This is a genomic window from Aurantimicrobium minutum (assembly GCF_002355535.1).
In the GTDB taxonomy this organism is placed as follows: Bacteria; Actinomycetota; Actinomycetes; order Actinomycetales; family Microbacteriaceae; genus Aurantimicrobium; species Aurantimicrobium minutum.
The window spans coordinates 294,565-306,910 of record NZ_AP017457.1 but is presented as its reverse complement, the minus strand read 5'-3'; the positions used below and the strand labels follow the sequence as shown (position 1 = coordinate 306,910).

Annotated in this window: 7 protein-coding genes; 3 read left to right on the top strand and 4 right to left on the bottom strand. The window is 53.7% G+C overall.

Going from position 1 to position 12,346, the window contains the following annotated elements; genetic code table 11:
- Nucleotides 1-65: 65 nt before the first annotated feature.
- On the top strand, nucleotides 66-1,421 hold the full coding sequence (locus AUMI_RS01525; RefSeq protein WP_096380543.1) for a zinc-dependent metalloprotease: 1,356 nt from the start codon (nucleotides 66-68) through the stop codon (nucleotides 1,419-1,421).
- Between the two features lie 27 nt (nucleotides 1,422-1,448).
- Complete coding sequence (locus tag AUMI_RS01520; protein ID WP_096380540.1) at nucleotides 1,449-1,985, top strand: hypothetical protein; 537 nt, start codon at nucleotides 1,449-1,451, stop codon at nucleotides 1,983-1,985.
- 202 nt (nucleotides 1,986-2,187) lie between these two features.
- On the opposite strand, the gene AUMI_RS01515 is transcribed toward AUMI_RS01520, so the two are convergent.
- Nucleotides 2,188-3,906 carry an ATP-dependent helicase gene (locus tag AUMI_RS01515; RefSeq protein WP_096380539.1) on the bottom strand — a complete coding sequence of 573 codons (1,719 nt, stop codon included), beginning with the start codon at nucleotides 3,904-3,906 and terminating at the stop codon, nucleotides 2,188-2,190.
- Nucleotides 3,903-4,865, bottom strand: coding sequence for an NAD(+) diphosphatase (gene nudC / locus AUMI_RS01510; protein ID WP_096380536.1), 963 nt, complete (start codon nucleotides 4,863-4,865; stop codon nucleotides 3,903-3,905). The genes AUMI_RS01515 and nudC overlap by 4 nt, the downstream gene beginning before the upstream one ends.
- An 82-nt stretch (nucleotides 4,866-4,947) precedes the next feature.
- Here nudC and AUMI_RS01505 point away from each other — a divergent pair, with 82 nt between their 5' ends.
- Entirely contained in the window at nucleotides 4,948-6,015 is a 1,068-nt protein-coding gene (locus AUMI_RS01505) for a phosphotransferase (RefSeq protein WP_096380535.1), read from the top strand.
- Here the strand turns inward: AUMI_RS01505 and AUMI_RS01500 are convergent.
- Together AUMI_RS01500 and AUMI_RS01495 are read right to left on the bottom strand one after the other, a co-directional pair.
- Complete coding sequence (locus tag AUMI_RS01500) at nucleotides 5,955-9,161, bottom strand: ATP-dependent DNA helicase (protein ID WP_197702070.1); 3,207 nt, start codon at nucleotides 9,159-9,161, stop codon at nucleotides 5,955-5,957. The genes AUMI_RS01505 and AUMI_RS01500 overlap by 61 nt on opposite strands.
- Entirely contained in the window at nucleotides 9,158-12,328 is a 3,171-nt protein-coding gene (locus tag AUMI_RS01495; RefSeq protein ID WP_096380532.1) for an ATP-dependent DNA helicase, read from the bottom strand. Before AUMI_RS01495 ends, AUMI_RS01500 begins: the two co-directional genes overlap by 4 nt.
- Nucleotides 12,329-12,346: the final 18 nt, after the last annotated feature.

Here is a 12,346-nt window from a genome sequence, read left to right as displayed (position 1 = left end):
CAGAAATTCAGAGGAAAAACAGGAACCGGGGTTTAGCGTTGAAATACCAAGCAGAAGGATGGGCCATGGCGGACGATAACGAACGCACTCCCGAGGACGAATTTCGCGACATGATCCGGGATATTCTCTCTGGCAAAGAGGGCGTAGACGCGAGCCAGTTGGCTGCCGCCGCGGGTCTGCCCAATGATCCAGCCAGCCTGGCCAACATCATGCACCAATTCCAAGCAGCCATGAATGCCGGTGCATCCGGTGAAGGAATTAACTGGAACATGGCCATGGAGCAGGCTAAATCTCATGCTCTGTCTACCGTGAAGCCTGTCACTGCAATTCAACGAGCAGAAATAGACCAGGCTTTCCACGTGGCAAACCTATGGCTAGCTGAAGCGACCAGCATTTCTGATTTGAGCTCCACACCAGCATTAATTTCACGACTGGAGTGGATTGAACAAACCATGCCGCTGTGGACACAACTTGCCGAGCCTGTTGCCAACAGTATCTCCAACGCTTTGACCAGTGTCCTCACCGATCAAGCACCTGAAGAGATGAAAGGCATGATTGCAGGGGCATCCCAGCTCATGAAACAAATCGGTGGCACTCTCTTTGCTATGCAGCTAGGCCATGTAGTTGGTCAACTTTCTACAGAAGTAGTTTCTGGTGGAGATGTCGGCATTCCCCTCCTCGATGAGGGTCAAGCTGCGCTGCTGCCTCAGAACATGGATGAATTTGGTGCGGGCTTAGATATCCCCATGGATCAAGTTCATCTCTATCTTGCTGTGCGTGAACTTGCTCATGCCCGACTCTTTCGTCACGCCCGTTGGCTGCGATTGAATCTGATTTCCTCGATTCAAGATTTTGCTCGAGGCATCACCATTGATCTCTCACGGGTCGAAGACATTGCTGGAAACTTTGATCCACAACACCCCGACGAACTCAAAGAGGCACTTTCCAGCGGTGCACTCATCCCGCCAAAATCTGAAGAACAGCTTGCTGCCCTGGGCCGTTTAGAAACACAACTTGCTCTGATCGAAGGCTGGGTCGATGTTGTAACCTCCTCTGCGACAACACGACTGCCTCGTGCCAGTGCACTCGCCGAGACCGTTCGTCGCCGCCGCGCATCGGGAGGCCCTGCAGAATCTGCCTTTGCAACACTGGTTGGCTTGGAGCTTCGCCCCAGACGTCTGCGTGAAGCAACCATGTTATGGCAACAGGTCACTGATGCTGTGGGTGCGGAAGCCCGCGATGCTCTGTGGTCTCACCCTGATTTGATGCCCACCGCGGAAGACCTCGATAACCCTGCTGCGTTGATAGCACGAATGGAAGCATCCGCTCGTGGCGAGGTTGCAGAGCCGGATGAGATGGACCGCGCTCTGGCTGATTTGTTGGATGGAAATATCCCACCTGTGGATGATTCGCAGCAGTGATTTTGTTTTTGCAGCATTCTTCGCTGCATGTACAAACTCAATTCTGATCTGCCCCTGTTGTGGCGCACACCCACCTCATTCCAAATAGGCACCTCTCCCGCTGAGGTAATTGTGGAACGGGTTTATCCCGGTGAGGAAAGATTGCTTGCTGCTTTGCAGGCGGGAATCAGCGACGCTTCGCTGGATGCTGTGGTTGAAGAGTGTGGGCTGAGCAAAGATCAAGCCGACTCTTTTCTTTCAACCCTCAGCCCAGCGTTAGGGAGTTATGACCCCCAACCAAGTTTGCGGATAGCACTGGATGGGTCTGGCCCCTTCATAGACAGCTTGGGTCTGATGCTGATTGGGATGGGGCATCGAGTTATTCGCGCCAGTGCTCTCACGGCAGGAAAATGTGAGTTGGCCATCGTGGTGGGAGATTTTGTGCTGGAGCCACACCGAACCAGTGACTGGCTGCGCAGAGAGATTCCTCACCTGCCAATTGTCTTTGGCGATCGCACCATTGATATCGGACCGGTCATATCCCCTCGTCATCCAGAACCCCAACACAGTCCCTGCTATCACTGAATAGAACTTCACAGACACGACAGCGATAGTGCCTGGGTTGCTATCGCTTCTCAGCTCATCAACGTCTGTTCGCCGCTACAGAATCCACTGTTGTGTTCAGAAGTGGCCAGCATTGTCGGCAGATGGATACACAACCCTGAACGTGAAAGCCTCAGAAGCAATCAGATTCTCACGCTAGTTGCCAGTACTAGAGCAATCAGCACTACGGAGTATTTACTGCACCCAGATTGTGCATGCCAAGCTCTGCCACGAAACGTGATCGTTCTCGGTTCGTCGCACGGCCAGTCCCCTGCTGAGCCCACGAGAGTGAAAGCTGCTTCCTAGCGCGAGTCATTGCAACATAGAGAAGTCTGCGCTCTTCAGCAATGGCCTCAAGGTTTTGTGCATAGCTAATCGGAAAGAGACCTTCCGAAAGCCCAATGACGTGAACGCTGTCCCACTCCAGGCCTTTTGCGGAGTGCACTGATGCCAAGGTGACAGCGTGCAGGGTGGGCTCATGTTTGGCTGCTTGACGGGCGAGAAGTTCATCGGTGAAAGCTCGGAAGGTGGTTCCCGTGGGTGCTTCATCTGCCATCACCATGAGGGCATTGAGAGCCTCCCACTTTGACCGTGCTGCACCGGTGGTTTGGGGAGCCTCTTGACTCCACCCCACCGAACGCAGCACATCGCTTACTGACTTAAACAGCGGCTCACCCACGACAGAAACTGATGCTCCACGTAAGGCAAGAATGGCTTGCTTAACTTCGGGTAGGTCATAAAAGCGTTGAGCACCGTGAATAGTTGTGCTGATTCCCAGATCAGAGAGCGCCTGTTCGAGAGCAACAGCCTGAACGTTGATGCGATACAACACTGCGATGTTTTCAGGTTGGGCACCAGCAGCAATCTCAGAGGCTATCTTGTTTGCCACAGCCCGAGCCTCTGCCGCATCGTTGGGATAGGCCGTCACTGTGGGAGTGCTTCCGCCTTGTTGTGCCGCCGTGAGCGTGAGAGCGCCTGGGCGATCGCGCATCAGCGCGTTCGCCACAGAAACTATGGGAGCAGTTGATCGATAGTTGGTTTCCAGCTTCACCACCTGGGCATCGGGGAATCTCGTGCCAAAGCTCAACAGGTAATCACTGGTGGCACCGGTGAAGGAATAAATGGTCTGGCTTGCATCCCCCACCACGCACAGATCACGATGATCACCCAACCAAAGATCGAGCAAGTGGTGTTGCAAGGGTGAGACGTCCTGATATTCATCCACGACAAAAAAACGGTATCTCTCGCGCACTTCCATCGCAGCCGCCGCTTCTGTTTCAAGCAAGCCTGCTGTCAGAAGCAGCACATCTTCCATATCAATCTGTCCACGAGAGTCCTTGAGATCCTCATAGCCACTCATGACCGCGAGAACATCGTCGATGGCAAGGTTGCCTGGCATCGCTCGAGAATAGGCTTTCTTTTCGTAGCTGGAGAGGCTGAGATTGCTGGTCTTTCGCCATTCAACTTCAGAGGCCAAATCTCGAAGGGTTGCTGTATCAAGTTTCAACCCAAGTTTGGTGGCCACTTCTGCAAGCGGCCTCGACTTTGATTCAAAAACTTTGGGCGCTTCTCCCCCAACAAACTTAGGCCAGAAATGACCCAGCTGACGTAGTGCTGCGGCGTGAAAAGTTTGTGCCTGAACCGGGCCTGCTCCTAATTGGCGCAACCGTGTTCTCATTTCACCGGCGGCGCGATTGGTGAAGGTCAGAGCTAAAACCCGATCAGGTGAATATGTTCCCGTTGCGATTCCATAGGCAATGCGGTGCGTAATGGCGCGAGTTTTTCCAGTACCAGCACCGGCAAGAACACAGACAGGACCCCGAAGCTCCTCGGCGACGACGCGCTGATCATTATCAAGGCCTGTCAGAAGCTCTTCAGCGCTAGAGACAGAGTTTTTACTCATGACGATGTGCCTCGCCACGAGGAAGTCTGATCTAGAGGATGTCCAAGCCACTCTTCAATGATGACCCGGGCAATAGCTACGGGGCCTGGAAGAACGATCTCGTCGAGACTTCCCACAAGCTCTTCTCGGGTGAACCACCTGAGTTGAAGAATCTCTTCTCCGTCAGCAACCAGAACATCAGGATCAACACCTGGTGCGACCTGTGCACGGAAACCGAGCATGAGTGATTGAGGAAATGGCCACGGCTGTGAGCCCAAGTATGTGGGGTTGATAACTTTCAACCCAGATTCTTCAAAAACTTCACGAATAACGGCAGCTTCCAAAGATTCTCCAGGCTCCACGAACCCAGCGAGTAGAGAGAATCTATTCGGCTCCCACAGCGCATTATTGCCTAGCAACAAACGATCTTTATCGTCTGTGACCATCACGATCACGGCGGGGTCGGTGCGAGGGAAGACTTGATGCGAAGGGTCGTCGTGATGATGCAACACCCAGCCAGCTTGAGCGGCAACAATGTCCTGGCCGCTTTTCGGTGAGAACTTGTGTGAGGCATGCCAGTTGATCAATGCCAAGCCTTGGGTGAACAATCCAGCGTCTAAATCGCTGAGTTCATGACCGAGAACTTTGAGATCCCCCCACTGGGTTCCCTCAGATATCAATCCCTCAGCATGAACCTCATCTAATGCGAGGGCAAAATAAGCTTTTTCGCCTTCTTGTTCGGCAATTCCCAAGAAGAGCAGCTCAGCGGAAGAGACACCACATTGCTCAAAAACTTGAGATGTGGAGAATCTCACCAGGGCATTGCTCTGAACGAGGGCCTTGCCCTGACTAAAAACAACAACGCGCGATGAATCGTTTTCCAGCAAAGAATTCAGTGCCTGAGCGTCAGCACGAAGCTCTGCGCGGCGATTAATGGCATGACGAGAGAGCGAAAGTCGATGAATAAACTCGTCAGTCATGGTGCTCATTTGCAGGATTAGTCGGGTATTGGATGCGTGGCGTTAGAGGCCACAAGCTCATCCTCGAATTAGCCTGTATTTCATGGCCAGATCACATATCACTCTAGCGGCGTTGGCTACGGCTGCTGTGCCCGGTTTTGACCCAGTACAAGCCCAAGCTTTCTCCACAGGAATGCATGGTGATTTCTTTGCCGCCATCGTCACTGACGCAGCTGGCCGTGAACTTATCGTTCGGGTTCCTAACTCTGCTGAAGCAGAAGCTCAACTGGGTGCGGAAAAGTATGCGCTTGAAACGATGACCGCCGGTATCCGCTCCCGTCTCAGCTTTGATGTTCCGACCTTGGTCGGGCGCGCTCCCTTGGGCAAAACGTTTGGTCTTGTTTTTGAATTCCTGCACGGAGACCAGTTGACCCTGTCCGATTTCACACCAGACTCGGGTTTGCCAACATCTATCGGAACAGCGATTGCCTCTATCCACTCGCTGCCCACGCACTTTGTTTCAGATGCAGGCTTGCCCACCTTTAGCGCGCAGGATGTTCAGCGCCAGACTCGTGAGCTTGTTTCCCGAGCACAAGCCACCGCTCTTTTGCCTGCTGCTCTATCTGCCCGTTGGCAAGAGGCAGTCGATGATTCTTCACTGTGGATGTTTGATCCCACTGTGATTCATGGCTCACTCGGTGCTGATTCCTTCATCGCGGGAACAGACTCAGTCGCTGGGGTGCTGGGCTGGGCTGCGCTGCGTGTTGGTGACCCTGCTGCAGATATGCATTGGATTATTAACGCCCCCATCGAGGCACAAAACATTGCTTTTGGCTCCTATGGCGACTCTCGCCACTCGTTGGTTGACCCTAAGCTCCGCCAGCGTGCAACGCTCTACTCAGAACTGGAACTAGCCAAGTGGTTGCTTCACGGGGTTGAGCAAAAGAGTCCAGAAATCGTTGATGACGCCATTGACATGCTCGATCGCCTGGTTGACAGCGTCCACCAGGAGAACACCAACGCAATTGGAACTGACACCGCTCCTGTGTTGACGGTCACCGAAGTTGTTGAGCTACTGGATGAAACTCCAGGGGATGCCACACCAGGTCGCTATCGCGGCATGGAACCTGTCACCGACGACCAGCGTTCTTCCAGTTCACTCTCAGAGTAAATCCGTTCAGGCCTGACCACGGTGTCTTCGGCAACGAAGTAAAAGGCTGCATCAATATTTTCTGGGGCCACACCCGACCAGCGAGAATAAGCCATGCGATAGAGGGCTAACTGGAACTGCTTGAGTTCCAGGTCGGCGGCATCCTTGGGTGCTTTACCGGTTTTCCAGTCCACAATCTCAAAACGGGTTCCCTGAGAGCCTTCGACTTCATAAATGGCATCAATCTTGCAAATGATGATGCTGTTTCCAAAGGGGACGTTGACCTCTAATTCCACGGCAACAGGTTTGCGTTGGGCCCATTCTGATTGTTCAAAAATACGCTTCAGCTGGGCCAAGGTGTGCTCATCTTGCGAAACACGTGAAAGTTCATCAACACCATCAAGTTCAAAAGCTGTTGCATCAACAAAATCCGGTAGCGAATTCGTCTTCGAACGTTGTTCGACCCACGAGTGAAAGAGCGTTCCCAAGCTTGTTGCCCGGTAGGGGCGTTCAGGCAAAGGCCTGCGTAAAGATTTAGCTACAGCTTCAGGATTTTCTATGAAGTCCTTAAACCGCGATGCAGGAATGCGTTCGGGGATCACTACTGCAGAATCAGCAGATTGACGGTTTTGCTGTTCTGCAAGGAGTAACTCAATATCCGAATCCCAAGGCGTTGCAAGTTCAACACTCGCCGCGTGCACAGCCTCAGCAGCGCGTTGAACGATGGCGCGTCGACTTCCCAACGGATCCAGCGGCCAATTAATCGTCTCTTCAAGGCCTTCTAAAGGATTGGATTCATTCTGCGGGGCTTCTGGAAGTTCCTGGGCAAACAAACCAGCAGCGGCAAGTTCTTGAAGAAAAATACCCGGTGGGCGTGCACTTACTTGAGATGCCCAAAAGGATGCTGAGAGTAAGAGTTTGTGCTTGGCACGCGTGAGGGCAACATAGGCAAGCCTGCGTTGTTCATCGTCATAGCGCTGGCGAACAGCTTCTTGGAATTGTTCAAAACGTTCCCCCAGTTCAACTTGGGTTGAGGCAGCTTGCCAGTCAAAAACAGGCAAGTGGGCGGCATCGCCGCGGAAAGGGAAGGGTAAGCGCCCAAAACCAAGCCAATGCTCAGCACGTGTTCTATTGCCGGGGAGTTCATCTTTGACCATACGAGGAATGGCAACTACATCCCATTCCAAACCTTTTGCACCGTGGATGGTCATGATTTGGACGGTTCCCGGTTCCGCAGGTGCAGATTGTGGGCTGAGTCGTTCACGACGCTCTGCCTCGGTCAACCAGCTGAGGAATCCACCCAAGGTTGCTCGATCTTCGCCATCCACATAAGCAGAAAGCGGCTCCATGAATGCTTCTAAGCTCGCCAGCGCAGTCGAGGCAGATTCGTTGGCCACCGCCTCTATATCGAGGAGTAGTTCCTGCTGAACGATGGTGACGAGTTCGCGTAAATCTGCACCTGCCCGGCGACGTAGGCGAGCAATCTGCGTTCCTGCGTGCTTCAATCGAGTTCGTGCTTCTGGGCTGAGGAATTCCAGTGCAATATGTCCTTCAGGTGCCGTGGCAACAAAATCAAGGGCATCAACCAGTGATGACCCATCCTCGGACACAACGGAGGCCCGCAAAGCTTCACGGATTTCTGGGGAGAGTTTTTGTTGACGGTGATCACGTGCGCTCATCCACTTTGCAATGTCGCTCAGGCCCACAATGTCTTTGGGTGCAAGTGCCCACCGCGCACCGGTGAGCAAACGCACTAATTCAGAGTCTGCAGTGGCATCGTGAAGCACACGTAATGTGCACACCACATCAACAATGACCGGTTCGTCAAGAAGGCCGCCCAACCCTACGACGTGATACGGAACACCTGCCGCTTCTAACGCTTTCTTGAAGGGGTCAATACCCTGCAAAGATCGACACAACAGCGCTGCAGACGTTTCTGCCGTCACTCTCGAAGCCAACCACGCTGCCACCTCTTTTGCTTCATCAAGAATTGTTTCGCTCACACTCAGGGTGAGCTCTCCCTGGTCTGCATTGGGGCGTGCTTGAAGTTGCTGCTGCGGAATTCGGGTTTTCTCGTTGAGAGGTCGCACCAGCACATTAGCTGCAACGAGTACGTCAACAGGATTACGCCAACTGGTTGACAGCGAGTAGGTGGCAACCGCATCAGAACTAGTGGCAAAGGCGGCACCGAACTGTTCAATATTGTCTGCTGAAGCACCACGCCAACCATAAATTGACTGGTGAGGATCTCCCACCGCCATCACGGGGGTATTGGCAAATAACAGGCTCAGTAACTGTGTCTGAACAACCGAAGTGTCCTGATACTCATCCAGTAGCACGACTTTGAACTGGCTGCGGAAATCTGCCACGACGGCGTCAAACCGTTGACAGATTTCTAAGGCCAACGCAACCTGATCGCTGAACTCGATCAATCCTTGGCGTCGCTTAGCAGCAGCAAATTCCGCGGCTAAATCAGTGAGAACCGGAAGAGTGAGACCAACTTCGCGCACCTTCAGCCAAGCGTCCACCGGAGCGCTCTTGCGAGAACCTGGATCTATGGGCATGTCTACGGTGTGCGCATCTAAAGCACGTGCGTAACGTGCAATCTCGTGAACATCGGCCACATTGTCGGCAATGGCTCGTGACAGTCGCAAAATGGCCTCGGTGAGAGTATCCAGACTCTTGTCTAAATCTGCGAGATTCTCTCCGGTTCCCTCCCGCGCGATCGAGCGCGCCAGTTGCCAAGCGGCAGCTTCACCGAGCACCGTAGCATCTGGGTCCCGGCCGATCAGGACGGCGTACTGCGAATAAATGCGGTTAGCAAAAGAGTTATACGTCGTAACCGTGGCTTGTTCGAGATCGTCAATCTCCAATGGCACAATCTTCTTTTCCACCAGGGCGGCAATGCGCGCTCGTATACGCTCACCAAGTTCACCTGCAGCTTTACGGGTAAAGGTCATACCCAAAATTTCGTGGACTGCAACCTTGCCATTAGCGACCAACCACACCACACGGTTAGCCATCGTTTCCGTCTTGCCACTGCCTGCACCAGCAAGGACCAGTGCTGGCTCCAACGGTGCCTCAATAATGGCCTGCTGCTCCGTGGTAGGTGCGGGCTGACCCAGTTTCTGGGCTAGTTCCAGTGCACTGATTCTCATCTCTGTCATGACGCGGACACCGCCGAAACTGTATGGATGCGGAATTCATAACGTGAGTGCGGATCTCCGAGGGCTTCTTTGATCACGACAGGCGCCGTAAATGAATTTCCTGCCATACCCTCAGCCGCAAGCTCTATGCGCTCCCGGATAGCCGCTAAAGCCTTTTCGTCATAGGGCTCTTGCACAATTTCCCTGTAGAGCTTCCCCTTGACACCGTTGGTGAGGTAAATGAGCTTGGCTCCTCCGATGGGTGCATCAGTAGGAACATCCTCGAGGACCTGTGAGCTCAAAGCCAGCTGGTAACAGGCTAATTGGGCATGTTCAGGAATGTCTTTAGCTGCTGGGTAATACTTTCCTGTCTTGAGATCGACAATCACCACGTGGCCTTGGACATCCTGTTCAATCCGGTCTATGTATCCACGCACGGTGGCCTGACCAAGCTCGAGAGTGAAACCACCTTCATTGGCCAGAAGCGTTTTCTGATCAGCGTTGAAGTTCTGCAGATACTCCGACAGTGCAGCGACCATCTTCCGTACTCGACGACGCTCCGCCTCGTTCAGCCACGGTGCATCAAAGCTGAGCTCATGCCATCTGGCATCAACTGCACTCCAAAGCGATTCAGTGTCAATGTGAAGTTCAGGATTGTTTCCAGCATCCTCCATGACTTTGTGCACGATGGTTCCAATGCCTTGTGCAGAACTCGAGGTGCGACCCACAACTGATTCAATAAACCACGCCAGTTGGTTTTTCTCCCACGTTTCTAACTTGGATGGGGATACTGGAACACGAACCTCGGGCTGAGTGAGGTCATATAGCGGCTCGAGGGTTGATGGGGAGGTCAATCCATACCAACTCTGTGGGTGAGCTCCAGGAATGTCCTGTTGAGAAAGCTTGGCAAGTGCGCTGGCCAACTGCTGCACACGAGGCGAACCCTCAGACTTCCTAAGTTCGCTCGTCAATGCGCGACGAAGTGAACCAACCATGCCTCGAAGCGTCAAGGGATATTCTGCCAACGTGTTTCGTTCTGCAGAGGCACTAGCCCCAGTAACACCCATCAAGGCTTGAACGCGACGCAAGAACGGGGAGGGAAGTACATCATCACTGGCGGTAGCCGTCATCACCACCGATGTGGTGGCACGTGAGGCAGCGAGGGCAAACATGCGCAATTCATCATCGAGAACGCTTGCCCTGGCAGCAGCAAAGTCCATCTCAACGCCCACCGAGTCTGACGCTAATTCTTGTGCGTGAAGAAGAGAGCCACGGGGCCGCAGATTAGGCCAGATATTCTCCTGCACGGCAGCGAGCGCGACAACACTGAACTGGGTACCAATCAACGCGGATGGAGTGCACACCAACACCGAATCATGAACGGCTTGTGGTGCGAGGGTGTCCTCGGGAACATCTGCATCCAAAAGCTCAGCTATGAACTCTGATGCAGGCCTGTCTGGGTAGCGCTCGACATACCTTTTGGCAGAAGTAAACAGTGCCATGACTCCGTCGAGGTTGCGATGAGCGTCATCAGCAATCAACCCAGAACTCAACGCTTCAGAACCCCAGGTGTCGGCCAAACCACTGCGATCCCACACAGTCCACAGCAATTCCTCAATGGACTCTCCGGCAGCGATTCCTTCGCGAAGCAAGCGGAGTGTTTCTGCAAAACGTGCCACGCGGCGTGCAGGTCCAAAGTCCAACGTCAACAAATCAGCGGGCTGGTTCAGAGCATTCGTGAGTAATTCTTCACCAGTGCGCACGCCCCCTGATGCTAATTCTTCGTGACGCAATGCAAGCCGCACTCGGCGCACTTCCAGTGCGGTAAGCCCGACCATAGGTGAGGTGAGTAAATCTGCGACCACAGCGGGGCTGAGTTCCAAGCGGCCCATTGCAACGGCGATTGCCGCAATGAGATCCAATGCAGCGGGGTGTTCTTTGAGTGAGCGCTCTGAAAGCAACGTGCGGGTAGGAACTTCGGCAACAGCCAAGGCTCTGGCAACCTGTGGCACTAAGGCACCTGTTCGCACCACGACAACCATCTGCGACCAGGCAGTAGAGCCAAGGATGTGTTTTTCACGCAGCTGCAGGGCTAGAGCGGTCATCTCGGCGGTGCGTGAACCTCGCTCCAGAACCACAACTGGATGCGTTGAGCTATCTTCCTCAGCCGAAATTGCCTGACGTTGAGCGCCTGATTCTGCCGTCCCCATTTCGGTCATCTTTTTCACCACAGAACGAACAGTCGGCCCGTGACGGTAGACCCGAGGCAACACAAAGCTCGACACTTGGGTTGGTTTAATGCCGAGTTCGATTCCGAATCTTCCCAAGAAATTAGGAACTGCACCCCTAAAACCGGTTGAGGTTATATCGGGATCTCCCGCTGCGATGATGGGGATTCCGCGTTGAGCAAAGGCTCGCAGGAGCCTGATCGCTCCGGCGGTAATTTCTTGAGCGTCATCAATCAGGATGAGTTCAACATCCGGCATCACCTCCGCAGAGGCAACTGCCCCTGCGGCCATAGAAAGCAGTTCTGAAGAATCAAAGGAACTGAATCGAAAACCGGCGATAACCTGCTGATAAGAATTCCAAAATTCTGCAGCAGCAACCCATTCAGGATGCTGGCGGGTCTGACCTTGCTGCGCTAACTCTTCAGGCCCCCACCCCATTTCTGTAGCACGGGCAAACAAGTCACGAAGCTCGCTGCGAAATGCTCGGCGAGCACGCACCTCTGGTACGAGAGGGTCTGGCCACTGTGGCCCTGTACCGTCTTCGGTATGACCGGCTAGAAGTTCTGCAATGATGCTGTCTTGTTCGCTTCCGGTGAGTAACCGTGGAGGCTCTAGGCCTTCAGCGAACGCCTGCTGTTGAGCGAGAGCGAATGCGAGCGACCCGGGTGTTCTTGCCAATGCGCCATTGGTTGCGATCCCAAGGCGCAGTCCTAGCGCGTTGCGAAGGCGACCTGCCGCGATGCGGTTGGGACTTAACACAACAATGTTGTCTGGGTTCATTCCGGCTGCGACTCGGGCAGCCACAAGTTCCATTAGGGTGGCTGTTTTACCTGTACCGGGTGCACCCACGATTACGGCAGATGTGTCTGCTGGCAGGGCAAGAATCTGGGCTTGGACGTCATCGGGAAGAAATGGGCGCGCAGGGGCTATTTCACGCTGAATAAACCCCGTTGATGCCATGACTCCACGCTATCGTCA